The 24591-nt window shown below is 62.8% G+C and carries 25 protein-coding genes; 18 read left to right on the forward strand and 7 right to left on the reverse strand.

Annotated elements, in window-relative coordinates; translation table 11 throughout:
* Positions 1-56 precede the first annotated feature (56 nt).
* The gene (locus tag A0W34_RS02125; protein WP_030535716.1) at positions 57-857 is read right to left on the reverse strand and encodes an Rv3717 family N-acetylmuramoyl-L-alanine amidase; all 801 of its coding nucleotides are present in this window, start codon (positions 855-857) and stop codon (positions 57-59) included.
* A gap of 109 nt (positions 858-966) precedes the next feature.
* Between A0W34_RS02125 and A0W34_RS02130 the strand changes: the two genes are divergently transcribed.
* The 4 genes from A0W34_RS02130 (at position 967) to A0W34_RS02145 (ending at position 4066) form a co-directional block, all read left to right on the forward strand.
* Positions 967-1305, forward strand: coding sequence for a YbaB/EbfC family nucleoid-associated protein (locus tag A0W34_RS02130; protein WP_003943929.1), 339 nt, complete (start codon positions 967-969; stop codon positions 1303-1305).
* A 12-nt stretch (positions 1306-1317) separates the two neighbouring features.
* On the forward strand, positions 1318-1938 hold the full coding sequence (gene recR, locus A0W34_RS02135; RefSeq protein ID WP_003943917.1) for a recombination mediator RecR: 621 nt from the start codon (positions 1318-1320) through the stop codon (positions 1936-1938).
* Complete coding sequence (locus tag A0W34_RS02140; protein WP_007731538.1) at positions 1938-2507, forward strand: TetR/AcrR family transcriptional regulator; 570 nt, start codon at positions 1938-1940, stop codon at positions 2505-2507. Before recR ends, A0W34_RS02140 begins: the two co-directional genes overlap by 1 nt.
* 86 nt (positions 2508-2593) lie before the next feature.
* A complete protein-coding gene (locus A0W34_RS02145) occupies positions 2594-4066 on the forward strand; it encodes an MFS transporter (protein ID WP_007731537.1) in 1473 nt (490 codons plus the stop codon).
* Here A0W34_RS02145 and A0W34_RS02150 read toward each other — a convergent pair.
* Positions 4053-4766 carry a TetR/AcrR family transcriptional regulator gene (locus A0W34_RS02150; RefSeq protein ID WP_178377329.1) on the reverse strand — a complete coding sequence of 238 codons (714 nt, stop codon included), beginning with the start codon at positions 4764-4766 and terminating at the stop codon, positions 4053-4055. The genes A0W34_RS02145 and A0W34_RS02150 overlap by 14 nt on opposite strands.
* A 65-nt stretch (positions 4767-4831) precedes the next feature.
* Here A0W34_RS02150 and A0W34_RS02155 point away from each other — a divergent pair, with 65 nt between their 5' ends.
* The 11 genes from A0W34_RS02155 to A0W34_RS02205 all read left to right on the forward strand — a co-directional run bounded on the left by A0W34_RS02155 (position 4832) and on the right by A0W34_RS02205 (position 16467).
* Positions 4832-5410: an FAS1-like dehydratase domain-containing protein gene (locus A0W34_RS02155; RefSeq protein ID WP_081557247.1), complete on the forward strand. Its 579-nt coding sequence runs from the start codon at positions 4832-4834 to the stop codon at positions 5408-5410.
* The gene (locus A0W34_RS02160) at positions 5407-5835 is read left to right on the forward strand and encodes a Zn-ribbon domain-containing OB-fold protein (protein ID WP_081557248.1); all 429 of its coding nucleotides are present in this window, start codon (positions 5407-5409) and stop codon (positions 5833-5835) included. Before A0W34_RS02155 ends, A0W34_RS02160 begins: the two co-directional genes overlap by 4 nt.
* Positions 5832-6245, forward strand: a complete 414-nt coding sequence (locus tag A0W34_RS02165; RefSeq protein ID WP_081557249.1) for an acyl dehydratase — start codon at positions 5832-5834, stop codon at positions 6243-6245. Before A0W34_RS02160 ends, A0W34_RS02165 begins: the two co-directional genes overlap by 4 nt.
* A complete protein-coding gene (locus A0W34_RS02170) occupies positions 6242-7423 on the forward strand; it encodes a lipid-transfer protein (RefSeq protein WP_047888076.1) in 1182 nt (393 codons plus the stop codon). Before A0W34_RS02165 ends, A0W34_RS02170 begins: the two co-directional genes overlap by 4 nt.
* 32 nt (positions 7424-7455) lie before the next feature.
* Entirely contained in the window at positions 7456-8664 is a 1209-nt protein-coding gene (locus A0W34_RS02175) for a DegT/DnrJ/EryC1/StrS family aminotransferase (protein WP_047271586.1), read from the forward strand.
* A gap of 1 nt (position 8665) precedes the next feature.
* Positions 8666-9520 carry an SDR family NAD(P)-dependent oxidoreductase gene (locus A0W34_RS02180; RefSeq protein ID WP_042447783.1) on the forward strand — a complete coding sequence of 285 codons (855 nt, stop codon included), beginning with the start codon at positions 8666-8668 and terminating at the stop codon, positions 9518-9520.
* On the forward strand, positions 9517-10647 hold the full coding sequence (locus tag A0W34_RS02185) for a steroid 3-ketoacyl-CoA thiolase (protein WP_081557250.1): 1131 nt from the start codon (positions 9517-9519) through the stop codon (positions 10645-10647). The genes A0W34_RS02180 and A0W34_RS02185 overlap by 4 nt, the downstream gene beginning before the upstream one ends.
* 27 nt (positions 10648-10674) lie before the next feature.
* The gene (locus A0W34_RS02190; RefSeq protein WP_081557251.1) at positions 10675-12885 is read left to right on the forward strand and encodes an acyl-CoA dehydrogenase; all 2211 of its coding nucleotides are present in this window, start codon (positions 10675-10677) and stop codon (positions 12883-12885) included.
* 17 nt (positions 12886-12902) lie between these two features.
* The gene (locus A0W34_RS02195) at positions 12903-14108 is read left to right on the forward strand and encodes an acyl-CoA dehydrogenase family protein (RefSeq protein WP_081557252.1); all 1206 of its coding nucleotides are present in this window, start codon (positions 12903-12905) and stop codon (positions 14106-14108) included.
* Position 14109: 1 nt separating this feature from the next.
* On the forward strand, positions 14110-15237 hold the full coding sequence (locus tag A0W34_RS02200; RefSeq protein WP_081557253.1) for an acyl-CoA dehydrogenase family protein: 1128 nt from the start codon (positions 14110-14112) through the stop codon (positions 15235-15237).
* Positions 15238-15303: 66 nt separating this feature from the next.
* Positions 15304-16467, forward strand: a complete 1164-nt coding sequence (locus A0W34_RS02205; protein WP_081557254.1) for a low temperature requirement protein A — start codon at positions 15304-15306, stop codon at positions 16465-16467.
* A gap of 6 nt (positions 16468-16473) precedes the next feature.
* Here A0W34_RS02205 and A0W34_RS02210 read toward each other — a convergent pair whose 3' ends face one another.
* Genes A0W34_RS02210 through A0W34_RS02220 form a run of 3 tightly spaced genes read right to left on the reverse strand, consistent with a single transcriptional unit; the run spans position 16474 to position 19400 of the window.
* The gene (locus tag A0W34_RS02210) at positions 16474-17187 is read right to left on the reverse strand and encodes a type 1 glutamine amidotransferase (protein WP_007731510.1); all 714 of its coding nucleotides are present in this window, start codon (positions 17185-17187) and stop codon (positions 16474-16476) included.
* Positions 17180-18433, reverse strand: a complete 1254-nt coding sequence (locus tag A0W34_RS02215) for a Mur ligase family protein (RefSeq protein WP_003943457.1) — start codon at positions 18431-18433, stop codon at positions 17180-17182. The genes A0W34_RS02210 and A0W34_RS02215 overlap by 8 nt, the downstream gene beginning before the upstream one ends.
* Before the next feature lie 25 nt (positions 18434-18458).
* On the reverse strand, positions 18459-19400 hold the full coding sequence (locus A0W34_RS02220; protein ID WP_003943484.1) for an EamA family transporter: 942 nt from the start codon (positions 19398-19400) through the stop codon (positions 18459-18461).
* A gap of 89 nt (positions 19401-19489) precedes the next feature.
* Here A0W34_RS02220 and A0W34_RS02225 point away from each other — a divergent pair, with 89 nt between their 5' ends.
* Positions 19490-20383, forward strand: a complete 894-nt coding sequence (locus tag A0W34_RS02225; protein WP_003943476.1) for a LysR family transcriptional regulator — start codon at positions 19490-19492, stop codon at positions 20381-20383.
* 162 nt (positions 20384-20545) lie between these two features.
* Here the strand turns inward: A0W34_RS02225 and A0W34_RS02230 are convergent, their stop codons facing one another.
* The gene (locus A0W34_RS02230) at positions 20546-20923 is read right to left on the reverse strand and encodes an SHOCT domain-containing protein (protein ID WP_003943489.1); all 378 of its coding nucleotides are present in this window, start codon (positions 20921-20923) and stop codon (positions 20546-20548) included.
* A 240-nt stretch (positions 20924-21163) separates the two neighbouring features.
* Positions 21164-22972 (reverse strand): 2-isopropylmalate synthase, encoded by a 1809-nt coding sequence (gene leuA, locus A0W34_RS02235; protein ID WP_003943488.1) that lies wholly within the window; start codon positions 22970-22972, stop codon positions 21164-21166.
* A gap of 270 nt (positions 22973-23242) precedes the next feature.
* Between leuA and A0W34_RS02240 the strand changes: the two genes are divergently transcribed.
* Together A0W34_RS02240 and A0W34_RS02245 are read left to right on the forward strand one after the other, a co-directional pair.
* On the forward strand, positions 23243-23608 hold the full coding sequence (locus tag A0W34_RS02240; protein ID WP_003943492.1) for a hypothetical protein: 366 nt from the start codon (positions 23243-23245) through the stop codon (positions 23606-23608).
* A complete protein-coding gene (locus A0W34_RS02245) occupies positions 23608-24561 on the forward strand; it encodes a hypothetical protein (protein ID WP_007731502.1) in 954 nt (317 codons plus the stop codon). Before A0W34_RS02240 ends, A0W34_RS02245 begins: the two co-directional genes overlap by 1 nt.
* The last annotated feature ends 30 nt before the right edge of the window (positions 24562-24591 follow it).

Consider the following 24591-nt stretch of genomic DNA (forward strand, 5'->3'; position numbering starts at 1 on the left):
ACCTCGGCGGTGCCGACATACCTGTGGACAAGTGGAATTTCTCCACAGAAGACAGGTCAGGGGGTTGTGAGGAAGGCGGTGACTCCGCTGGTGACGGCGGACGCATATTCCTGCTGACCGTCCGGGCTCGTCATGCGCGCTGCCTCGTCGGCATTTCGCATGTTGCCGAGTTCGACCAGAATCGACGGCCGCTGCGACAGATTGAGTCCCGTCAGATCGGCGCGTGGTGCCAGCCCGTCGTCACCGATGTAGGTCGACGGGGTGAGCCCGGCGGTGACGAGTGAGTCGCGCATGGTTTCGGCAAAGGCGACGGACGGGCCGGCCTGCACCGTGTTCAGCGGGGGCGCGGAGTAGCAGACGTGGAAGCCCTCGGCTCCGGCTGCTGCGCCGTCCGCGTGAATGCTCACCACTACGTCGGCGCCGGAGGAATTGGCGGCTTCGGCACGTGCGTCGACGCAAGATCCGACGCTGATGTCGTCCGGTCGACTCAGGACCACTGTGGCGCCTTGGCCTTCGAGTTCGCTCTTGACCAGGCTCGCGACTTCCCAGTTGAAGGTGTGCTCGGGGAACCCGGCATCGGTGTTGGTGCCGGTGGTCTGGCAGTTCTTGGTGCCGCCGCGGCCCGTGGGGACCTGGGTGTTGATGCTGTCGTCGTTCGCCCCGCTGTGCCCGGGATCGAGGAAGACGACCTTGCCGGTGAGCGCAGCGGGGACGTCAGCGGCGACAGTGCTCAGCGGAGACACCTCGACCGAAGTCGTGGCCTCGGCAGTCTCGGTCGGAATCGTGCACGCAGCGCTCAGAAGCCCGGCCCCGACCACGGCGATCAGGGCAGTGGAGCGGAACACACGTGATGCCATGTTTGACCCTCTTGATGGTTTTACGGTGTCTGACTGGTTCCGGCGCACCCGCTCACGGTAGCGCGCACCGACTACGCTGGTGGGGATAACTCTGTAGAAAGGACCGCTCGTGCAACCAGGTGGAGCACCCGACATGTCTGCTCTGTTGGCTCAGGCTCAGCAGATGCAGCAGCAATTGATGGCGGCGCAGCAGGAAATGGCTCAGGCCGAAGTGACCGGTCAGGCCGGTGGCGGACTGGTTGTCGCCACGGTCAAGGGCACCGGCGAGGTTGTCGGTCTGCAGATCGATCCCAAGGTCGTCGACCCCGAAGATGTCGAGACGCTGCAGGATCTGGTGATCGGCGCGATCGAGGACGCTTCGCGTAAGGCACAGGAAGTCGCTGCTGAGAAGCTCGGCCCGTTGGCCGGCGGACTCGGCGGAGGCCTTCCCGGTCTCCCCGGCTTCTAGAAACGAGAACGCGTGTACGAAGGTCCGGTTCAGGATCTGATCGACGAACTCGGGAAGCTTCCCGGAGTCGGGCCGAAGAGCGCTCAACGCATCGCTTTTCACCTGCTCTCCGTGGAGCCTCCCGAGATCGACCGTTTGAAAAATGCATTGCAGCGCATCCGTGACGGCGTTCAGTTCTGCACGGTGTGCGGAACTGTCTCCGATCAGGAGAAGTGCCGCATCTGCGCCGACGCACGTCGCGATCGCACGGTGATCTGCGTCGTGGAGGAACCGAAGGACGTCCAGGCCGTCGAGCGCACCCGTGAGTTCAAGGGTCGTTATCACGTGCTCGGCGGTGCGCTCAATCCGCTCTCGGGGATCGGGCCTGACCAGTTGCGTATCCGGGAGTTGTTGGCTCGCATCGCAAATCAGGAGGACGGCGTCGACGTGTCCGAGGTCATCATCGCCACCGACCCCAACACCGAGGGTGAGGCGACAGCTACCTATCTCGTTCGCATGATGCGAGACATTCCGGGGCTGACGGTGTCTCGGTTGGCTTCGGGTCTTCCGATGGGTGGCGATCTCGAATTCGCAGACGAGTTGACGCTGGGTCGCGCATTGTCCGGCCGTCGTGAATTGTCGCGGAACGCTTGATGAGCGGCACGGAGCAAGGTCAGCAGGTGCGTCGTACGTCCGAGCAGACGCGTGCGCAGATCATCGCGTCGGCCGGGAAAGCATTCGCGACTCGGCCGTACCGCGAAATCACGCTCAAGGACATCGCCGAAGACGCAGGCGTCAGCGCGCCTCTGATCATCAAGTACTTCGGTTCCAAAGAGCAGTTGTACGACGAGTTGGTCGACTTCCGGGCAGCGGCGGTCACGGTCTTCGATGCCCCGAACGACTCGCTCGGCGAGCGCATGGTCTCGCTGTTCACCAAGCCGTTGGAGTCGTACAAGCCGCTGTCCATGAGCTTGTTGTTCATGAGCGGCGTCAGTGAAGAGAGCAACCGCAAGCTGCGCGAGAACTATTCGACGCAGATGATCGACACCCTCGCCGCTCGCCTGTCCGGCCCCGACGCGAGATTGCGCGCGGAACTGGCGATGTCGATGGTGGTCGGAGTGGCGATCATGCGCCGACGGATGATGGCCGGCCATGCCACCGGCACCCAGGACGAGGTGGTTGCGCTGTACGCACCGCTGGTGCAAAAGCTGCTCGACGGGTGAGCGGCGTCACAATTCTTGCTAGGTAAATATCCGTTCACCTAATGTAGGTGAACGGATATTTACCTAGTGAGAACAGGCGGTGTGGGGTGACGACGCTCGACCGTCCGCCGGGCACGCCTGCAGTCACCACCTCCGATGCGGGACTCGCGCAGCCGCGCTCCCGCTTCCTGTTCCCCATCGTTGTCGCCGCCGCAGTGTTCCAGGCTGTTCTGCAGACGGTCATCGTTCCACTGCTGCCGGAGTTGCCGCACTTCACCGGCGCTGGACGCACGGCCGTGTCCTGGCTGGTGACCGTCACGTTGCTGGTCGGCGCTGTCGTCACTCCCATCTTCGGTCGACTCGCCGACATGTTCGGCAAGAAGAAGATGCTTCTGGTTGCTTTCTCGATGATGACTCTCGGCTCGATGTTGTGTGCGCTGTCGTCGGACATCGCTGTACTCATCTTCGCGAGAGCGTTGCAGGGGGCCGGGTCGGCAGTCATCCCCATCGGAATCTCCATGCTGCGTGACGAATTGCCACGTAACAAGGTCAACGGCGCAGTGGCCATGATGAGTTCGACGCTCGGCGTCGGAACCGCTTTGGGCATACCGTTTTCTGCGATGATCGCGCAGTACTCGAACTGGCACGTCCTGTTCTGGGTAACCACCGCCATCGGGCTGTCCGTGACTCTTGCTGCCGTGCTGTTCATTCGAGAGTCCGAGCCGAATCCGTCGGGAAGATTCGACGGCGTCGGGGCGGTTGGTCTGAGCGCCGCGATGATTGCTCTGCTTGTGCCGATCACTCAGGGGTCGAGTTGGGGGTGGACCAGTGGAGCGGTGATCTCCATGCTGGCCGCGTCGGCGGTGCTGTTCACGCTCTGGGTAATTCAACAGCGGCGCAACGTCAATCCGCTGGTCGACGTCCGTGCTCTCGTGAAACGTGCGGTGTTGATCCCGCATCTGGCGGCTCTGCTGGTCGGGTTCGCGTTTTTCGGGAACACACTGATCACCACACAACTGCTGCAGGGGATGAAGGGGCCGGGTGCCGGGTACGGCCTGTCGATCATCGCGGCAGCGCTCTGCCAGATTCCGGCGAGTATCGCGATGGTGCTGTTCTCACCGGTTGCGGTGCGTATCACCGACCGCTTCGGTTCACGGACCGCGATGTTGACCGGCGCCGTGTTCCTCGCCGGCGGGTACGGGATTCACGCCGTTGCCGGTAAGCCGCTGTGGGGAGTGGTTGCAGCACTGGGTATCACAGCGGTCGGGACTGCCATCGTGTACAGCACGCTCTCGCTGCTGATTCTGGTTGCCGTACCTCGTCAGCGACTGGCGGCTGCCAACGGGGTGAACTCACTTCTGCGGACGTCCGGAAGCACGATCTGCAGTGCGACGGTGGCAACCATTCTCGCTGCATTCGTGATCAGCGGTTCGGAACATTCCACGTCGTGGACCGGATTCTCCGTCGCCTACCTGGTGTGCGCGGGCTGCGCGGTGGTCGTGTTCGCGGTGTCGATCCTGTTGCCGCAGGGACGAACCCCGAAACATCTGGATTTGCCGGATCTGGTCAGGCGACCCTGAATCCCGAGAGGAAGAGCGTGATCATCAGATCCGCGAACTCGTCGGTGGTGTACTTCTGGCGATCCGGCCAATGCGTTGTCGACCACAAGGTGTCTCGTACCGATCGATAGAAAATTTCCGGTGCCACGTCTTTGCGGAAGATTCCCTGATCGACGCCTTCGGCAATCGCTTTCATCCAATGCTCGCGGACTTGGCGGGAAGGCCCGTCGACGGATTGCAGGAGATCGTTGTCGCGAAGATAAGCCCGATCGTTCTGGTAGATCGCCGTCGGGTGCGGGTGTAGTTCGATGACGACCAGCGTCTCGCGGATCAAGCCGCGCAGGACTTCCTCGGGGTCGTTTGCCGTCCTCTCCACCTGATCGAAGCGGAGCTGAATGTCGGTGATGAAGCCGCGCATGAGCTCGGCAACTATCGCATTCTTCGACTTGAAGTAGTGGTAGAGGCTGCCCGAGAACACACCGGCGGCGTCGCCGATCTCGCGAACGGTCGTGGTGGCGACACCCTTCCTGGCGAACAGCTCGGCTGAGCTCTCCAGGATCTTCTCCCGACGATCTGGTGATGCCACTGAAATCTCCACTGGTTGTCGGTCCTGCTCAGGGCAGGGTTTCGGGGGTGCCGGGCTGCCGGCGTCGAACGTAGCGCAATCCTGCCTGATAGCTCCGGCTCGAACCAATTCGTCGGTGAGATCGCGTGTTTCCACTTCCGGATTCCTATGCTAGCTTCAAAATCAAGCGCTTGCTCAACTTTCGTTCACGGAGGATTTCAGTGCAGAGCCTGCAGACGCAGTTTCCGAATTTCATCGGCGCAGAGGCCGAACCACCCCGCGTCGCCCGCTACGCCGTCAACGAGGCGATGATCCGCAACTGGGTCGAGGCGCACGACGACCGCAACCCGATCTACGTCGACGCCGAGGCCGCCCGCAGTACCGGTCGTCGAGACGTCGTCTGTCCGCCCGCCATGATCTCGACCTGGGTGATGGCGGGTTACCGACGTTATCGGCAGGTCCAGCATCTTCGTGCCGACGGAGTCTCCGAGGACTTCGCCTATTCACGACTGCTGGCGCTGTTGGACGAGGCCGGATACACCTCCGTTGTCGCGACCAACGTCGAGCAGGAGTATTTCGCGGAGCTGAGCCCCGGTGACCACGTCACCGCGCATTTCACCATCGAAGCGATCTCGCCGTTCAAACAGACGGCTCTCGGTCACGGGTGCTTCATCACTCTGTTCAAGAAGTACGTCGACCAGAGCGGAAAGGCACTGGTCGAGGAGCGATTTCGATTGCTCAGGTTCAAACCAGATGCCCAGACAGATACCCAACTCGAAGTCCAGGAGGTAATCGCATGAGCGAGACTGGCTCCCGCAACACCGCTGTTCCGAGACTCACCGTCACCGACGACAACGATTTCTTCTTCTCCGCGGCCAAAGAGGGCCGCCTCGAGATCCAACGGTGTGCGGATTGCAAGACGCTGCGCCACCCACCCGCACCCGCGTGCCCGGAATGCCGCTCGTTCAGTTGGGACACAGTCGAATCCACGCGTCGATGCACGTTGCACAGCTTCACGGTCATCCATCACCCGAAGGATCCTGCTTTCGAGTACCCACTCGCCGTCGGACTCGTCGATCTCGAAGAAGGCACGCGTCTGGTTGCCGACATCGCGGGGATCGATCACGAGGAACTCGAATTCGGCATGGAACTCGAAGTGACCTTCTCCGAGCACGCTCACGGCGAGATGCTGCCGCAACTGAGGCGACGGGGTTCGGTGCAATGACGAAACTGATTGACTGCGAAGTGGGTTCGGTCCTCCCCAGCCTCGAATTGCCGTTGGATCGAACGCTGATCGTCGCCACCGCGATCTCTTCTCAGGATTTCGAGGACGTGCATCACGATCCGGGCAAGGCACAGGATCGCGGAACTCCCGACATTTTCATGAGCATCAACACCACCAACGGGCTCATCGACCGCTACATCACCGACTGGTCCGGCCCGGCGTCACGGATCGTCAAAACATCACTACGGCTTGGTGTTCCGAACTTTCCCGGAGACACCATGACATTCACCGGCAAGGTCACCGCCACAGACGGCCGGGCGCTCACCGTGACGGTTCTCGGGAAAAACGCCAGCGGAACACACGTGACGGCCGACGTGACTCTCGAACCGGTGGAAAGGGTAATCGCATGACACGAGGATTTTCGAGGCAAGCAGCCATCGCCGGAATCGGCGCCACCGAGTTCTCCAAGAACTCCGGCCGCAGCGAATGGCAGTTGGCGTGCGAATCTGTGATCGCCGCACTCGACGACGCGCACATCGAGGCAGAAGAGGTGAACGGATTTGCGCTGTTCACCATGGAGAACAATCCTGAGATTGCGGTCGCACGCGCCCTCGGGATCCCGGAATTGACGTTCTTCAGTCGAATTCCACACGGCGGCGGCGGTGCCTGCGCACCGGTTCAACAAGCAGCGCTTGCCGTCTCCAGCGGAGTTGCCGACGTTGTGGTCGTCTACCGTGCCTTCAACGAAAGATCAGGTCACCGATTCGGCGCCGGCCCGCCACCTTTTGCGTACAACGCGTCGACGGACCAGGAGTATCGGAACTGGATCAACCCGTACGGGCTTCTGACCCCGGCGCAGCAGGAAGCCTTCCTCGCCAAGCTGTACATGCACAAGTACGGGGCAACCAGCGCCGACTTCGGCCAGATCTCGGTCCTCTCACGCAAGCATGCGGCGAACAACCCCAAGGCCTGGTTCTACGAACGCCCGATCACTATCGAGGACCATCAGAACTCGCGCATGATCGCTGACCCCATCCGTCTGCTCGACTGCTGCCAGGAAAGTGACGGTGGACAGGCGCTGGTCATCGTCAGCGCGGAGCGCGCCCGCGACCTGCCGCACAAACCTGCGATCATCAGCGGTGCTGCGCAAGGTGTAGGTCCACAACAGATTTCGATGAGCAGCTACTACCGCGAAGACATCGACAGCATGCCGGAAGTCGAACTCGTGGCGCGCCAACTGTGGGACCAGGCCGGTATCGGCCCGGACGACATCGATGCCGCAATTCTCTACGACGCCTTCACTCCGATGGTTCTGCTTCAACTCGAGGAGTACGGATTCTGCGGTCGAGGTGAGGCAAAAGACTTCATCGCCGACGGGAATCTCGAGCTGGACGGTCGCCTGCCGATCAACACCCACGGTGGCCAACTCGGTGAGGGATACATCCACGGCGTCAACGGCATTGCCGAAGGTGTACGCCTGATCCGCGGCACCTCCACCAATCAACCGACCAAGACTCTGGACAACGTGCTCGTGACCGGCGGCTCTCCCGTCCCGCACAGTGCGCTCGTCCTCTCGGCAGATCGCTGAATCTGCCGCCTATTCGAGAAAGCAGGAACAAGATGAGCGAGCGGATCACCTACGCCAGGGCCACCCACGGCGAGGAAGAAATACAGGCTGTTGTCGACGTCTTGCGCAGCGGGCATCAAGGATTGCGCATCGGCAAGAACGTCTTCGAGATGGAAGAACGTATCGCGGCCTTGGCCGGCAAGAAGTTCGGCGTCATGTGCAACTCGGGATCCTCGGGTTTGTACTTGGCAGTCGAGCTGCTTGGACTGCCGGCGGGAAGCGAGATCATCACGTCGCCGTTGACGTTCTCCACCGATATCGCACCGATCGTGCGTGCCGGTCTGGTGCCGGTGTTCGTGGACGTGGAACCCAACACGTTCAACGTCGACGTCACCAAGATCGAGGCAATGGTCACCGAGAAGACCGGTGCCATCCTGATGCCGAACCTCGCCGGCAACTGCCCGGACTGGGACGTCATTCGTGATATCGCTGATCGCCATGGACTCAAGGTGATCGAGGATTCGTGTGACGCGATCGGCGCCACGCTCCGCGGTACTCCCACCGGGTCTCGGGCGGACATCGTCGTCACCAGTTTCTCGATGGCACACATCATCACGTGCGCGGGAACCGGTGGAATGGTGTGCGTCGACGACGAAGCCAGCCGTGACAAGGCTTTGCTGCTTCGCCGCTGGGGCCGTCGTAGCGAGCCGAACCTGTTCGGCAGTACCAAGTCCGGCCGAGTCTTCCGTGAAGAACTCGACGGCGTCGACTACGACAACGACTTCATCTTCGAGCTCATGTCGTGGAACTTCGAGCCCTCCGAACTTGGCGCAGCTTACGGCGTCGTGCAGCTCGACAAGCTGGAACAGAACTACAAGACGCGTAAGGCAACATTTGCGGCCTTCTCGGCGGCATACGGCGCCCATCCTGAATTCTTCACGACGCCGGTAGAACTCGACGGTCTCGACACGGCGTGGCTGTGTTACCCGGTGATGATCAACGAGAACGCCCCCTTCACGCGCAGCGACCTGCAGGAAGCCATCGAGGCCGACGGCATCGACACCCGAACCGTGTGGAGCGGCAACGTCACTCGTCACCCCATGATGAACAACATCGAATTTCGCCAGCCGGCCGAAGGTTTGCCGGAAGCGGACGCAGTTTTTGCCCGCGGCATGACACTCGGCATGAGCCACGGTTTGCGTGACGACGAAGTTGCTCGGATTGCGGAGAGCATCAATCGCTTCGCCGCGAAGTGGAAGTAGCATGACCGATCGCTTCGAAGGACGCCGAGCGCTTGTCACCGGTTCCAGCCGCGGAATCGGTGCAGGCGTCGCAGAGAGGCTGGCAGCGGAAGGCGCTGACGTCGCTCTCGTGGCCCGGACGCTCGGTGCACACGCAACCCTGCCGGGCAGTCTCGAAGAGACTGCGGCTCGAATTGCCAAGTACGGAAACAAAGTCGAGATAGTTGTCGCAGATCTGACGGACGAGCAGCAGCGCGACACCGTTGTGCCGCTGGCGATCGAGAAGCTTGGCGGGACGATCGACATCCTGGTGAACAACGCGGCAGCGGCGATCTATCAGCCGCTCTCGGATTACCCACTGCGGCGGCGACGGTTGATGTTCGAGGCAAATGTCCATGCACCGCTCGATCTGATGCAAGCCGTGGTGCCGGGGATGGTGGCAAACGGATACGGCTGGATCGTGAACGTGTCCAGTGGCACCGTCAAGCCGTGGCATGGCCCGCCGTTCACGTGGGTCGAACCGGGAACTGCCATGACCGTGTACGGCGCGTCCAAAGCAGCGCTCAACAGGATGAGCAACGGCATGGGCGTGGAACTCTACGGCCAGGGGGTTCGCGTCAACACGGTTCAACCGCGGGCAGCGGTGCTCAGTGAGGGCGCCAGAGTCCTGGTCGGTGAGACTATCCGGCCGGATCAGGTCGAATCTATGGAAGAAATGGTGGAAGCGGTCACAGCGCTGTGTGATTGCGACACCGAGTTCACCGCGCGCTCGAGCGTCAGCTTGGACCTGATCGACGAGTGGTCCCTGACCGTGCGTGGTCTGGACGGCGCAGCATTACCGGAGAACCCAGCATTACGAACCGAGGAGTTGGCATGAAGCCCGTCATCGTGGACGCAGCACGAACGCCGTTCGGCAAGCGTGAGGGTTGGCTGTCCGGAGTCCACGCGGCGGAACTGTTGGGTTATGCGCAGAAAGGCGTGCTGGATCGGGTGGGCGTGGATCCTGGCGCGGTCGACCAGGTCATCGGCGGCTGTGTGACGCCTCTCGGTGAGCAGTTCGGAAACATCGTGCGTACGTCCTGGATGCATGCGGGCCTTCCGTTGGAAGCGGGCTGCACCACGATCGACGCGCAGTGCGGAACCGCGCAGCAATCGGTGCAGTTGATTGCCGGGCAGATTGCCATCGGTGCAGTCGACGTGGGTGTGGCGTGCGGTGTGGAACTGATGTCGCGGGCACCACTCACCTACAAGGTGGGTACCGGCCTCGGAACACCACGTCCGGAGTCGTGGTCACTCGATACCGTCGACCAGTACACCGCAGCGGATCGGATTGCTGTCAAGCGCGGTTTCAGCCGCGAGGATCTCGACTCCTTCGGGCTGCGCTCGCAGCAGCGAGCCGCAGCAGCATGGGAGGCAGGACGCATCGACTCGCACATCATCGATGTGGTCGCTCCGGGCTCTGACGCTCCGGTTCATCGGGATCAGGGTCTGCGCGAATCGAGTCTCGAAGGACTCGCGAAACTGCGGACCGTTCAAGAGGGCGGATTGCACACCGCTGGAACGTCTTCGCAGGTCTCGGACGGTGCGAGTGCCGCTCTGCTGATGTCCGAGGATCGAGCCAGGATGCTCGGGGTGCGGCCGCGGGCAAAGATATTGGCGCAGTGCGTCATTGGCGGAGACATCGAGTTCATGCTCGACGGTCCCGTGGACGCGGCAAACATCGTGCTCGGCCGCACCGGTCTGACGATCGACGACATCGACCTGTTCGAGGTCAACGAGGCATTTGCTTCGGTACCGATGTCGTTCGCGCAGGTTCACGGCGTCGATCCCGAATTGCTGAACGTCAACGGTGGTGCAATCGCGCTGGGCCACCCGGCCGGTGCAACCGGAATCAGACTGTTGGCCAATGTCATCGACGAACTGGAGCGTCGGGACAAGTCCATCGCACTGATCGCGATCTGCGCGTCCGCCGCAACAACCTGCCTGATTCTCGAACGCATCTGACAAGAACCGAAGATTGAGGAACCTGCCATGGCACTGCCCCTGCTCGAAGATCACCGTGACCTGGCGGAAGCGGTAGCCGCATTCGCGAACCGCTTCGGTGGAATCGCCGATACGCGGAGCAACGTCAAGCGGTACGCCGCCGGTGATCGGCCGGACTCGTGGGATGGATTGGTCCGTCAGGGACTGCACGCAGTGCACCTGCCGGAGCAGTACGGCGGTGACGGGGCAGGGCTTGCCGAACTGGCGGTGGTAGTCGAGCAATTGGGTGATGCGCTTTACCCGGGGCCGTACGTTCCGACGGTCATCGCCAGTGGGATCCTCGCGAAAGCTGCCGGCCCGGCTGCGGAATCAATGCTGATCGAATTGGCCACCGGCGCAACCGGAGCAGTCTGCACCGGCGTGGGATTGCGCGCGGCTCGCAGCGATGCAGGGTGGACCGTGAGCGGTTCTGCCGACCCGGCTCTAGGTCTACCCGGAGCCGATGTCGTTCTCGTGCAAGCGAACAGCGACGACGGCGAGTTGTGGTTCCGGCTCGAGCAGTCGTCTTCCGCTGCGGTGGAGGTCGAAGACGGAGTGGATCTGACACGCTCGATCGGGACGCTGACGTTGACCGATCACAAGGTCGACGCTGGGCTGATCGTCGAGGGTCTCCAGGCGCACCGAGTCGAACTGATCGTCAACACGGTGTTGGCTGCGGAGGCGAGCGGTATCGCCGGGTGGGCGCTACGCACCGCGGTCGACTACGTGAAGTCCCGGCAGCAGTTCGGCCGTCCGGTCGGAAGCTTCCAGGCAGTTCAGCACAAGGCGGGCATGATGCTGGTCCGCTCCGAGATTGCCTGTGCCGCAGCGTGGGACGCCGCTCGGTCCGAAGAGCACGACGAGGATCAGCACAGACTTGTCTCGGCTCAAGCTGCGTTGGCCGCTTTGCCCGTCGGCATCGAGAACGCCCTCGAATGTGTCACGTTGCTCGGCGGAATCGGATTCACTTGGGAGCATGACGCGCATCTGTACTGGCGCCGGGCAATCAGTATCGCTGCGGTGGCGGGTTCCGAGGTGAAGTGGGCACACACGTTGGGAGACCGGTCTGCCGATTCGGAACGGGATTTCTCCTTTGTCGACCCGGACATGCTGCCTGAACTACGAGGGCAGGTTCGCAGGGTTCTGGACGAGGTTGCGCTGCTGCCCGACGACGGAACTACCAGCGCCAGTTGGGCGCCGGCCAAGGGGAGCGCTCGACGCGCCCGATTTGCCGACGCCAAACTGGTTGCCCCGCACTATCGGGCGCCGTACGGGCTGGGAGCAGGACCGAGAGAACAGGCCGTCATCGCACACGAATTCGCGATGCGAGGTTGGGCTCAACCGTCCACGGTGATCGGGGAATGGGTGCTGCCCACGATTCTCGAACACGGCAACGCCGAGCAGCAGGACAGGTTCGTCGAGCCTTCGCTGCGCGCCGACATCATCTGGTGCCAGCTGTTCAGTGAGCCGGGCGCGGGATCAGACCTGGCCGGTCTGAGCACGAAAGCGCGCAAGGTCGACGGTGGCTGGGTCCTGTCGGGTCAGAAAGTGTGGAACTCGGGCGCGCACGAGGCCGATTGGGGAGTATGCCTGGCGCGTTCCGACGCCGACGCTCCGAAACATCGTGGGCTGTCGTACTTCCTGGTCGACATGACCTCGAAAGGTATCGACGTACGTCCGCTGAAACAAGCCACCGGTAAGTCGGAGTTCAACGAGGTATTCCTCGACGACGTCTTCGTCCCGGACGACTGCCTGGTGGCGGAGCCGGGGCAAGGGTGGAAGCTTGCTGCGACAACGCTGTCCAACGAACGCCTGAGTATGGGCAGCACGCTGCACCACGGTTCGAGTCGGCTGTTCCGTCAGGTTATTGCCGACGCGAGCCACGACTGCCCTCGCGAAGACGCAGTGGAAGGCCTCGGCCGCAGTATCTCTCGTGAGTTGGCACTGTCCGCGATGAATCTACGCGGGGTGTCGGCGCGACTGGCGGGTCAGGAACCGGGCTCCGAGATCAGCGTGTCGAAGGTGTACAACGCCCTGGCGCAGCGTGAGGGCTCGCGGGATCTGTTGCGACTGCTCGGACCTCGTGCCGCCGTTGTCGACCCGTCGGCGAATTACGCGATAGACCACATCGGACTTCCCTCGATTCTGTTCGGCGGCGGAACCGTCGAAATTCAACTCAACGTCATCGCGCAGCGCGTACTCGGCCTGCCGCGTTCGTAGATCTTAGGAGTTTCACCATGTACTTGGATTTGTCGGAGGAGTCGAAGACTCTGCGCAAGGAATTGCGGGCGTACTTCGCGGAGATCATCAACGACGAAGACCGCCGTGCTCTCGTGGATCAGACCGAAGGCGGCCCCGTCTTCGATCGCATTCTGCGCCGAATGGGTAAAGACGGTTGGTTGGGCTTGGGGTGGCCGGAGGAATTCGGCGGTCGGGGTGAGAACCCCGAAGCTCTGTACGTGTTCTACGACGAAGTGATTCGCGCCAATGCGCCGCTGTCGCTGGTCACGCTGAACACCGTCGGACCCGCTCTGATCAAGCACGGGACGCAAGCTCAGAAGGACTTCTTCCTACGTCCGATCCTGGCGGGCGAGTTGATCTTTGCCATCGGCTACACCGAACCCAATGCGGGCACCGATCTCGCGGCCCTCGAAACACGCGCCCGCATCGAGGGTGACGAGCTTGTCATCAACGGCAACAAGATCTTCACCAGCGCCGGTGTGTTTGCCGACTGGGTCTGGCTTGCCGTTCGCACCGATCCCGACGCGCCTACGCATCAGGGCATTTCCGTGGTCCTGGTACCGACCAGCTCGCCGGGGTTCTCGGTCACCGAAATTCATACCGTGGGCGGAATCAGCACTTCGGCAACCTATTACGAAGATGTTCGGGTGCCGATCACCAATGTCGTCGGTGAGCTCAATCAAGGGTGGAAGCTCATCACCAACCAGCTCAACCACGAACGTGTTGCCCTGGCGGCACGCGGTGGTATAGCCAACGAGCTCTTTGCCGAGGTGGTCGAATGGACAAAGACCGAACCCGCCGGTGACGGCCACGTCTACGACATCGGCTGGGTACGTGAGAAATTGGCGGAAGTCTACGCGCTGCTCAGTGCTGCCGACCTGATGAACCTACGACTGGTGGCGGACGTCGCCGCCAACACCTTGGGCGGCGGGGATTCGGCCGCGGCCAAGATCTTCGGTACCGAAGCTGTCGTCAGTGCGTACGGCATGCTGCAGGAAGTGCTGGGCGCCAAGGGCTTACTGCGCCCCGGCACACCCGGAGCGGTATTGGAAGGGCGAGTCGAGAACCTGGGTCGACGCGCCCAGAACAACACCTTCGGCGGTGGTACCAACGAAGTGATGCGTGAAATTGTCGCCGCAAAATGTCTGGGCATGGCGCTTGCTGCGCGTCGCCGGCCCGCTGCACAGAACGAAAAGAGCTGACATGGAATTCGAATTCGACGACAACTTGTCCGCCGTGCGGGATCTGAGTGAATCGATCTTCTCGGCGAAGTCCGGAGTGGACCGCCTGCGGGAAGTGGAGGGCGCCGGCGGTTTCGACGCCGAACTGTGGAAGCTCCTCGCCGACTCCGACGTTCTGGGAATTCCTCTGCCAGAGGAAGTCGGGGGAGCGGGACTCGGAATGCTAGGCCTGGCAGCGGTGCTCGAACAACAAGGCCGCCGGGTCGCCCAGGTGCCGCTCTGGTCGGTGATTTCGACGGCAGCGCTGCCGATTGCCGAGTTCGGCAGTACGGAGCAGAAAGCGTCGTGGCTTCCGGGACTGCTCGACGGCTCGGTGATCGTCACCGGCGCCTTCGACACCGGCTACAACGCCGAGACGGCAGTTCGCGCCGAGCCGGCTCCTGACGGCTGGGTTCTGTCGGGCCACGTCGACTCCGTACCGGCCGCCGAGTTCGCTGCCGCACTGGTGGTTCCGGTGACGATGCCGGACGGCGGTGTCACCGTGATGATCGTGCCGACGGACCGGGACGCGCTGGTGCGTACACCGCTTGCGGTGACGAACCGCGAGAGCAACAGCGCTGTGCAGTTCGACGGGGTTGCGGTTACTGCAGCTGACGCACTTCCCGCAGACGGCGCGGTGGTTCGAGACTGGACGTTACGACGTGTACGGGTGGCTCTGGCGGCCCTGGCTACCGGCGTCTGCGAGGAAGCGCTGGCGATGACGGCGAAATACACCTCCGATCGAGTGCAATTCGGACGTCCACTCTCGACCAACCAGGCAGTTGCCGTCCGGGCCGCCGACGCGTATCTCGACACCGAGAGCACCAGATTGACCACCCACCGCGCTGCCTGGCTGATGGACAGCGGAGTCGAGAGTGAAGCGGAAGCAGCGGCGCTGGTCGCCAAATGGTGGGCGTCGCGTGGCGGTTTGCGCGTGGTGCACGCGACCCAGCACATGCACGGCGGAATCGGCGCGGATGTCGACTATCCGATTCACCGCTATTTCCTGTGGGGACGGCAGATCGCCTTCACTTTGGGGAGCGCGGGGGCGATAGGCGCCGAACTCGCCGATCAGTTGGAGATCCGAGCCCAGATCGGGGCGTCGGCGTGAATATCTGAGACGACAGGTTCCAGTCACGGGCAGCGCGTCGGCAATCATCGCGCTACTCTGCCCTTCGTGAATCGCACCAGTTCGTTCATCAGGCCGTTGGTTCCGCGGGACCCGCACGAGCCGCACCGGGTGGCGACGCCGCTCGAACTGCTCACCGACCTCTGCTTCGTCGTGGCGGTCGCTCAAGCGGCCACCGGCCTGCACCACGCGATCAGCGAAGGGCACGCGGCTTCGGGCGTCGGGCACTTCGCGATGGCGTTTTTCGCGATCTGGTGGACGTGGCTGAATTTCACGTGGTTCGCCTCGGCGTACGACAACGACGACGGAATCGCCCGGCTGCTGACCATATTCCAGATCCTCGGATCGCTGGTCCTTGCAGCCGGCATCGTCCGCTTCTTCAACGACGACGCCCTGCTGATCATCGTCGGCTACGTCATCATGCGAATAGCCCTGGTCATCCAATGGCTCAGGGTCTCGCGGAACGACCCCGAGCATGCGCTCACGGCGCGTCGATACGCTCTCGGAATCGTGTTGGTCCAGATCGGTTGGATCGGTTTCTACTTCGTGCCGTCCGCCGTTTACGTCCCGACGTTCCTGGTGTTGGTTCTGTGCGAATTCGCGGTACCGATCTGGTCGGAGAAGCCGGGCATGACGCCGTGGCACCCGCATCACATCGCGGAGCGGTACTCGTTGTTCTTCATCATCGTTCTGGGCGAGACGATCCTTTCGACCACCATCGCGATTCAGGACGCCGTGGACGGTGAGCATCCGGCAGCGCAGGTCACCTACGTCGTGATCGGCGGCATTCTGATTGTCTTCAGCCTGTGGTGGTTGTACTTCCAACGCAATGCAGGCGAAGTGATCGGCGGTGACAACGTCTCACCCTTCGTCTGGGGGTTCGGTCACTACTTCATCTTCGCCGCCGCTGCCGCCATCGGTGCGGGGTTGGCCTCGCGCGTCGACTTCTGGACTCATGACGGTGACGGCAGCGCGTTGGTGACGGGTGCTGCCGTCACCGTTCCGGTCGCGGTCATCCTTGCCGCCTTGTGGTTCATCCACATTCGACTACACGACTCCTCGGTACGCACCCTCGTGCCGTTCTCGGTCGCGATAGTCGTCGTGCTCGGTGGTACCTACACCGCGGTGCCCGAACTGGTCGCGGGACTGGCCTGCGCCGCGCTGTTGGCCGTGGAACTGATTCTGACCGAGGGCAAATCCGAAACCGCCTGAACCGGGTCAGCGAATCGCGAGTCGCTCCTTGCGGAGCTTGTCGACCTCGGGCAGATGCAGGGGTTCAAGCTCGTTCACACCCAAGGCGCGCATGAGCAGGAGGTCCGCGAGTTCGGGGTTGCGAGCCAAAGCGGGTCCGTGCATGTACGTCCCGATCACCGAACCCTGCACGACGCCTTCGAATCCGTCGCCGACGCCGTTTCCGACACCATGGGTGACACGTGCGAATCCAGAGGCTGAGCTACCCAGAGTTGTTCCGCCGCGGTGATTCTCGAAACCTGAGAGGGGCGCGGTGAGTCCGTCGATCAGCGGCTTCGTGATGACTTCGCCGATGGAACGCTTCTCCTGCGGCGAGGTTGTGACGTCGAGCATCGAGACACCGTCGACGCGTTCGCCGCTGGAGGTTTCGTACCAGTTGCCGAGCACCTGAATGGCAGCGCAGATCGCCAGAACCGGTGCGCCACGCTCTGCGGCGCGTTGCAGACCAGGGTATTTCGCGAGGTGACGCGTTGCGAGGCGCTGAGCGGAATCCTCGGCGCCACCCAACGTGTACACGTCGAGCGAATCGGGGACCGGATCGCTGAGGGTGATGTCCACGATTTCGGCGTCGTAGCCGCGCATCCGTAGACGCTGACGCAGGATCAGGGCATTGCCGCCGTCGCCGTAGGTGCCCATGACGTCGGGGAGTACCAGACCGATGCGAACTGTCGAGTCAGACATTGCGAGACTCCTTCGCGATGGCAGTGTTGAGGTCACGGAAGGCCGTGTAGTTCGCCAGTACCTCCACACGTCCGGGAGGGCAGGAAGCGATGGCGCGCAACGGGTCCGGGTCGAGAGTGTGCTCGACGCCCGCGTACGTGAGGCGAACTGCCAGATCTGTTCCGCGTTCACCGGCGGCCACTACCTTGACACCTTCGAAGTGCTCGAACTTCACGTCCCACAGCCAGGAGAGGTCCTCGCCGTCCGGCACCTGACCGTTCACCGCGATGACCAGACCGTCCACCGTGGGATCGATCATCGACAGCGCTTCCTGCCAGCCGGCGGGATTCTTCGCGAGCAGCATGTGAACGGAGTGCGGTCCGACCTCGACGGTGCTGTATCGACCTGCGACTTCTTGAACCGTCGATGCGGCGGCAACTGCCCCGACCGGATCTGCACCCAAAGCCGCTGCAGCCGCTACGGCCTGAGCTGCGTTGCCGCGGTTGGCTTTTCCGGGGAGGGTCAACGTCATCGGAATCTTCAGGCCGTCGGGGCCGTAGAGATTGTCGTCGTCGAGCCACCAGGTCGGCTCGGGCCGCGCGAAGTCGGAACCGGTACTGCGCCAGTGCTTTCCCTCCCACACGATGGGTTCGCCGGTGCGCGGGCAGCTGACGGAATCGCCGGCCCAACCGCCGCCGGCAGCAACCCACACGACGTTGGTGGCGTCGTATGCCACGGAGGTGACCAGTACGTCGTCGCAGTTGGCGACGATCACCGCATTCGGATGCGCGTTGACGCACGCGCGCAGTTTCCGTTCGATCATGTTGATCTCGCCGACCCGGTCGAGTTGATCGCGGCTGAGGTTGAGCAGCACGATCACTTCCGGGTTCACGGCGTCGGCTACGTGGGGGACGTGCAGTTCGTCGACCTCGAGTGCCGCCAGCGTCGCATCGGTACGCGCGGCCAGGGCGGCCACGATCCCGGCATCCATGTTGGCGCCGTCGGCCTGCGTGGCGACGTCACCGAGTGTCGCGAGCGCTGCGGCGGTCATACGCGTGGTCGTCGACTTGCCGTTGGTGCCGGTGACCACGACGGTGCGCTTGCCGCGTCCGAGCTGAGTCATGAGCGTCGGGTCGATCTTGAGGGCGATCAGCCCGCCGATCATCGAACCCTTGCCGCGACCGGCCTTCTGCGATGCCCAAGATGCTGCTGCGGCAGCTCGCATGGCGAGCTTTCCGCGCGCTGTGATCGATAGTCCAGTTCCCACGGCCCGAGTTTGGCACAGGGCGTCGTCAGACGCCGAGTCGCGCCGGTGGTGAGGCTGCAGGTGTGTCCGAGAAAACAGTGTTCGCGGGCTTACGCCTCATCTGTGCGGCGCTCGCTCCGGCGATCACGATGACCGCCCCGACCAGTGACAACGGGCTCGGATCCTCGTGCAGGAACAGCCAGGACGCGCCGATTCCCACGACTGGCACCAGCAAGGAGAGCGGCGCCACCATGCCGGCGGGATAGCGGCCCATGAGCATCGTCCAGAGCCCGGATCCGGCGATGGTGCCGAGCAGAATGATGTAGGCCAGTCCGACCAGCGACGGCCAGGCGTCGGCGCTGAATGCGGTGCCGAGTGCGTGCCAGCCGACTGTGGGGCCTTCGACCACGGCTGACAGTGCGAGCATCGGTAACGGCGGGATGACACACATCCACAACATCAAGCGCATCGGTGCAGGCTCGCCGACGGTGTTTGCCGCAGCCAAGCGGCTGCCGAGATTGCCGAACGCCCAGGACAGGCCGCCGAGGAGTGTGAGGACGACGGGCAGCAGTGCCGCGTGGTGCGAGCGGTCCCAGCCGATCAAGGACATCCCGCCAACGGCGACGGCGATACCGGAGACTTGCCAGACGCTGAGCTTCTCGCGGAGCAGGAAAGCGCCGAGTAGGACGGTGAACGGTGCTGACGACTGCAGGACAAGTGATGCAAGGCCCGTCGGCATCCCCGAATGCATCGCCCAGAAGAGGAAGACGAACTGGCCGAATCCGAAACCGAATCCGTAGAGCAGCAGCCAGCGGAGCGGCACCTGTGGACGCGGCACGAAGATGACCACCGGAATCGCGATGATCAGAAACCGCAGCGCTGCGAAGAAGAACGGCGGGAAATGATCCAGGCCGACGCGAATGGCCAGGAAGTTCAGACCCCACAAGACGATCACGGTCAGGCCGAGGAGACGGTCGCGGGGAGTCATGCGTTAATCGTGAGCCTTACGAAGCATCAGAACAAGCGAATATAGATGCACTATCCATGTAGTTTTGCTACATGGATATTCGTCACCGTATGGATGCCACGCGCTTGCGAATCCTCCGCGAGCTCGCCGACCGAGGAACCGTCGGCGCTACTGCTCTCGCCCTCTCGATGACGCCGTCCGCCGTCTCGCAACAACTCAAGATCCTCGGACGAGAAGCGGGGGTCTCGCTCCTCGAACCGGACGGGCGCACGCTGCGCCTCACCGACGCGGGTCGAGCGCTGGTGCTTCGCGCCGACGACGTGGTGGCGGCGCTAGACAGGGCGGCGGACGAGATGGCGTCGTACCGAGGCTCGCCGCGGGGAAAGGTGCGAGTCGCGTTCTTTCCCTCCGGCGCGGCGCTCCTGCTGCCCGGTGTCCTGACGGCGCTGAAGAACTCGGACGTGGACATCGACGCCTACGACGTCGACAAACCGGCGTCCGCCGTCCCTGGGCTGTTGGCCGATCACGATGTGATCCTCACCCACCGTGACGAACGCGGAGCCGAGACGTCGTTTCCCCGGGTCAGCGTGCAACCGCTGATGCGTGAACCGATCGATCTGGTGCTGCGGCCTGATCATCCACTCGCCGAGCAGGATTCGGTCCGGCTGGAACAATTGGCCGACGAGAACTGGATAAGCGTGCGCGGCGGGTTTCCGGTCGACGACGTTCTGCTGTCGGTTGCATCGGTAACCGGCGTCCAGCCTCGCGTCGCTCATCGGATAAACGATTTCCGCGTCATCGAAGAACTGGTGGCGGCGGGCCACGGCGTGGCTTTGATGCCGCGATACGCGATCACGCATCCCGGAGTGTCGAGGAAACCGGTGGCGGGAGTGCGCGCTGCACGAGTTTATGAATTGGCGACTCGGTTACACGCCAACCGCAGTCCGGCTATCGGAGTCGTGCTCGACGCCTTTCGTGACGTCGCGCGTGCTGTCGGTGAATGAAGGTTGTCGGTGAATGAAGGGCCGTTGGTGAATGAACGGCTGTCGGTGAATGAGCAGCTGTTGGTGAATGAACACAAAACGGGAGCGACACGATTAGTGTCGCTCCCGTTTCGGTAGTGCAATCCTCACGGTTTAGTGAGGGCCGCTTAGTGAGGGCCGGTATCAGGCGAGAGCCTTGGCCTTCAGTGCTGCGAATTCTTCTTCACTGATGGTGCCGGCGTCGAGAAGTGCCTTTGCATCTGCGATGGATTCGGCCGGGGACTTTCCGGCAACCTCACGGATGTAGCTGTCCTGTGCGTTCTTGACCTGCTGCGCAGCCTCGAGGGACCGCTGTGCCATTCCGTCACTGCGAACGATCAGGTAGACGAGCGAGGTGAGCAGCGGAATGAAGAACAGGAAGACGATCCAGATTGCCTTCACCCAGCCGGAGGTCTTGTGATCGCGGAACAGGTCGGTGATGATCGAGAAGAGCAGGATCAAGTACGCGATGAACGCGAAGCTGATGATGATCAGCCAGAGGAAGTCCCAAAAGGAATCCATTGTCGAGCTCCATTTCACAAGTCGGATTTGTCTGAGCTGACTATCTCACGCGCACGTGGCGTCTGCATCATCCTCGATGGGTGAATTCTTTTTGTTAACTTCGCTAACCGACTCTTTCGGGACCAATGTCATGCCGAATCGAAAACATCGACCGAAAATCTTCAGTGCTCTGAAAACGACCCTGGCCCCACCCGAAAATCGGGTGAGACCAGGGATTGTTCACGAGTCAGGAGCTGAGTGTCAGCTGGCGCGGTTCACTGCCGAGACCACAGCGCGCAGCGAGGCCGTCGTGATCGACGTGGCGATACCCACACCCCAGACGACGGTGCTCTGACCCTCCGGGCCCGTCACGGCGCACTCGACGTAGGCCGCGGCCTGGGCGTCGTCACCGGCGGACATCGCGTGCTCGGAGTAGTCGAGGACACGAACGTCGAAGTTGATGCTTCCCAGCGCGTCGACGAAGGCAGCGAGCGGGCCGTTGCCGGTTCCCGAGATCTCCTGCTCCTTGCCGTTCACCTTGACGATTGCGGTGATCGCATCGGTGCCGCCGTCCTCCTCGGACGCGGTGACCTTCTGCTTCATGCGCTCGAGCGGGGTGATGGGAGCGAGGTACTCCTCGTGGAAGACGTCCCACATTTCCTTCGGCGAGACCTCGCCGCCCTCGCCGTCGGTGATCTTCTGGACCGACTGCGAGAACTCGACCTGCAGACGACGCGGCAGCACCAGACCGTGATCGGCCTTCATGATGTATGCGACGCCGCCCTTGCCGGACTGCGAGTTCACACGGATGACGGCCTCGTAGCTGCGGCCGACGTCCTTCGGGTCGATCGGCAGGTAGGGGACCTGCCAGAGAATGTCGTCGACGTCGGAGTTCTGGCTGTCGGCGTCGACCTTCATGGCGTCGAGGCCCTTGTTGATCGCGTCCTGGTGGCTGCCGGAGAACGCGGTGTAGACCAGGTCGCCGCCGTACGGATGACGCTCGTGGACGGGCAGCTGGTTGCAGTACTCGACCGTGCGACGGATCTCGTCGATGTTCGAGAAATCGATCTGCGGGTCGACGCCGCGCGTGAACATGTTCAGAGCGAGAGTGACCAGGCAGACGTTGCCGGTGCGCTCACCGTTGCCGAACAGGCAGCCTTCGATGCGGTCCGCGCCGGCCTGGTAGCCCAGCTCGGCTGCAGCGACACCCGTGCCGCGGTCGTTGTGGGGGTGCAGCGACAGGATGACCGAATCGCGGCGGGCCAGGTTGCGGTGCATCCACTCGATGGAGTCGGCATACACGTTGGGTGTAGCCATCTCGACGGTGGCGGGCAGGTTCAGGATGACCGGGTTGGCCGGCGTCGCACCCAGGGTTTCGGTGACGGCGTCACATACTTCCTTGGCGTACTCGAGCTCGGTGCCGGTGTAGGACTCGGGCGAGTATTCCCAGCGCCAGTTCGTGTCCGGGTACTTCTTCGACTCGGCGAGGACCAGTTCGGCGGCGTCGGTGGCGATCTTCTTGATCGTGTCCTTGTCGGCGCGGAACACGACGCGGCGCTGCAGAATCGAGGTGGAGTTGTAGAAGTGCACGATCGCGTTCTCGGCACCTTCACAGGCCTCGAACGTGCGCTTGATCAGCTCGGGACGCGACTGCGTCAGCACCTGGATGGTGACGTCGGACGGGATGGCGCCGTCCTCGATGATCTCGCGAACGAAATCGAAGTCCGTCTGGCTCGCGGACGGGAAGCCGACCTCGATCTCCTTGTAGCCCATACGAACCAGGAGATCGAACATACGACGCTTGCGCGCCGGGCTCATCGGATCGATCAGCGCCTGGTTGCCGTCGCGCAGGTCAACGGCACACCACTGGGGTGCTCGGTCGATGATCTTGTCCGGCCAGGTGCGGTCGGGCAGCGTGACCGTCTCGACCTCTTCGGCGAACGGGCGGTAGCGGAACGTCGGCATCGACGAGTTCTTCTGCGTGTTCCACGCAGGCTGGTCGGACGGTGCCGGCTTCGTGGGCGGGGTGATGGTGCGAGTGCCGGTGGTGAATGCGTCAGCGGGGGACATGGGTGTGATCTCCAGGATTGTGGACCCGGCCTGTTGACCTGTTGGTCAAGACCATGAGTCCGGAAGGCTTGGTCGACCGGCGCACAAAAACCCCGCGGCGGGAGGCCAGTCTGGATCAGACCCCGTCGCGGCAACCAAGAAGGAGTGCGCGCTGCATGCACAGCACTCTACTCCTGGATTTCGCGAGAAATCGGTGGGGTTCGCCCTCATGTCCAATTTGTCGCCGAATTGTGCTGCCGTTTCGGCCCCGAAAATGGTGGACTGTCGTCCATGGATCCCCGAATCGCCGTGGCGAGCACGTACCTCGACGCGCTCCGCAGTCACGATGGCAGTTCCGTACCGCTGGCTCCGGACGCGGTACGCCACGAGGTCGGGCTCAAGACCGGATTTTCGGGGAATCATTTGCGGCGCAGCCTTTCCGGAGGTCCTCAGTATCGCGTGATCCGCGACATTCGTGAGGTGGAGTGGACGGTCGACGGGGACGACCTGACGGCTGACTACCTCCTCGACGCCGGGTTGTTCGGGCGGAACCTGATGACCGTTCGGGTTACCGAGACCTTCCGGATACCCGCTGACGATCACCGCATTCACCACATCACCGCGAAGATTCGACCGGCGCGCGCCAAGCACACGTGATGCGCTCGATCCGCTGGATCGTCTGTTCACTGCTGATCGTTCTCGCTGGTCTCGGTGCTGCCGGCTCGGTGCTCGCGCTGTTCGTCCACACCCAGGTGAACGACACCGACAGCTACGTCGAGACGGTTGCCCCGTTGGCTTCCGAACCTGCTGTCCAAGCGGCGGTAGTTGATCGGCTGACCGAGGAACTGACGCAGCGGTTGGACCGGTTTCCGCAGGTGGTGACGAGACAAGCCGAGAAACTTGTTCGGGAGGCGGCTCAGTCGTTGGTCTCCAGCGACCAGTTCGCGACGCTCTGGACCGCGGCCAACCGTCAGGCGCACGCGCAACTTGCTGCGATGGTGACCGGCAGAGCCACCGACGGCATCGTTCGGTCCGACGACAGCGGAACAGTCACCTTGTCCCTCGAGCCGATCATGACAGAACTGCGGACGAACCTCCGCGATCGCGGATTCACCGTCGTCGATCGTCTTCCGACGTTCGATCCGCAGTTCGAGATCCTGCAATCCGACGAGCTGGTGCGGGCCCAGGACCTCTCGAACACTCTCGACCGGGCAGCGGCCTGGCTGCCGTGGGTGTCGCTGGCCTGTGCGATCGCGGCCGTCGCAGTTGCGCCGAGGAGAATGCGCGCACTGTCCCTGGTCGGGCTGGCGACGGCGGTGGCGATGATCGCCCTGTTGGTGGCGCTGGCCGTCGTGCGGCGGGTCTATTTACAGAATTCAGACATACCGTCATCTGAGGCGGCAGTCGCGGTGTACGACGCGCTGGCAGTTTCGCTGGTCAGCAGTATCCGCGTGCTTCTCGCCTGCGGAGTTGCCGTCACGGTGGTCGGTTACGTTGCCGGTGGCTCGCGTTCTGCGACGTTGATGCGATCGCGGATCTCGCAACTGATCCCGCGCGGATCTGAGGCGAACAGCAGTACGCATCGGGAAGTCCCAGGACCACCTCGGTAAGCTCGACCTCTGGTATCTGTAAACAATTTC

The sequence above is a fragment of the Rhodococcus sp. BH4 genome, from assembly GCF_002079265.1.
Classification (GTDB): Bacteria; Actinomycetota; Actinomycetes; order Mycobacteriales; family Mycobacteriaceae; genus Rhodococcus_F; species Rhodococcus_F qingshengii.

What these genes read in the sequence shown, in the direction of transcription:
- A0W34_RS02195 (WP_081557252.1), top strand. Translation starts at nt 12,903, where the DNA reads ATGTACTTGGATTTGTCGGAGGAGTCGAAGACTCTGCGCAAGGAATTG.
- A0W34_RS02210 (WP_007731510.1), bottom strand. Translation starts at nt 17,187, where the DNA reads ATGTCTGACTCGACAGTTCGCATCGGTCTGGTACTCCCCGACGTCATG.
- A0W34_RS02240 (WP_003943492.1), top strand. Translation starts at nt 23,243, where the DNA reads ATGGATCCCCGAATCGCCGTGGCGAGCACGTACCTCGACGCGCTCCGC.
- A0W34_RS02185 (WP_081557250.1), top strand. Translation starts at nt 9,517, where the DNA reads ATGAAGCCCGTCATCGTGGACGCAGCACGAACGCCGTTCGGCAAGCGT.
- A0W34_RS02160 (WP_081557248.1), top strand. Translation starts at nt 5,407, where the DNA reads ATGAGCGAGACTGGCTCCCGCAACACCGCTGTTCCGAGACTCACCGTC.
- leuA (WP_003943488.1), bottom strand. Translation starts at nt 22,972, where the DNA reads ATGTCCCCCGCTGACGCATTCACCACCGGCACTCGCACCATCACCCCG.
- A0W34_RS02140 (WP_007731538.1), top strand. Translation starts at nt 1,938, where the DNA reads ATGAGCGGCACGGAGCAAGGTCAGCAGGTGCGTCGTACGTCCGAGCAG.
- A0W34_RS02225 (WP_003943476.1), top strand. Translation starts at nt 19,490, where the DNA reads ATGGATGCCACGCGCTTGCGAATCCTCCGCGAGCTCGCCGACCGAGGA.
- A0W34_RS02170 (WP_047888076.1), top strand. Translation starts at nt 6,242, where the DNA reads ATGACACGAGGATTTTCGAGGCAAGCAGCCATCGCCGGAATCGGCGCC.
- A0W34_RS02180 (WP_042447783.1), top strand. Translation starts at nt 8,666, where the DNA reads ATGACCGATCGCTTCGAAGGACGCCGAGCGCTTGTCACCGGTTCCAGC.
- A0W34_RS02175 (WP_047271586.1), top strand. Translation starts at nt 7,456, where the DNA reads ATGAGCGAGCGGATCACCTACGCCAGGGCCACCCACGGCGAGGAAGAA.
- A0W34_RS02245 (WP_007731502.1), top strand. Translation starts at nt 23,608, where the DNA reads ATGCGCTCGATCCGCTGGATCGTCTGTTCACTGCTGATCGTTCTCGCT.
- A0W34_RS02220 (WP_003943484.1), bottom strand. Translation starts at nt 19,400, where the DNA reads ATGACTCCCCGCGACCGTCTCCTCGGCCTGACCGTGATCGTCTTGTGG.
- A0W34_RS02190 (WP_081557251.1), top strand. Translation starts at nt 10,675, where the DNA reads ATGGCACTGCCCCTGCTCGAAGATCACCGTGACCTGGCGGAAGCGGTA.
- A0W34_RS02125 (WP_030535716.1), bottom strand. Translation starts at nt 857, where the DNA reads ATGGCATCACGTGTGTTCCGCTCCACTGCCCTGATCGCCGTGGTCGGG.
- A0W34_RS02165 (WP_081557249.1), top strand. Translation starts at nt 5,832, where the DNA reads ATGACGAAACTGATTGACTGCGAAGTGGGTTCGGTCCTCCCCAGCCTC.
- A0W34_RS02200 (WP_081557253.1), top strand. Translation starts at nt 14,110, where the DNA reads ATGGAATTCGAATTCGACGACAACTTGTCCGCCGTGCGGGATCTGAGT.
- A0W34_RS02230 (WP_003943489.1), bottom strand. Translation starts at nt 20,923, where the DNA reads ATGGATTCCTTTTGGGACTTCCTCTGGCTGATCATCATCAGCTTCGCG.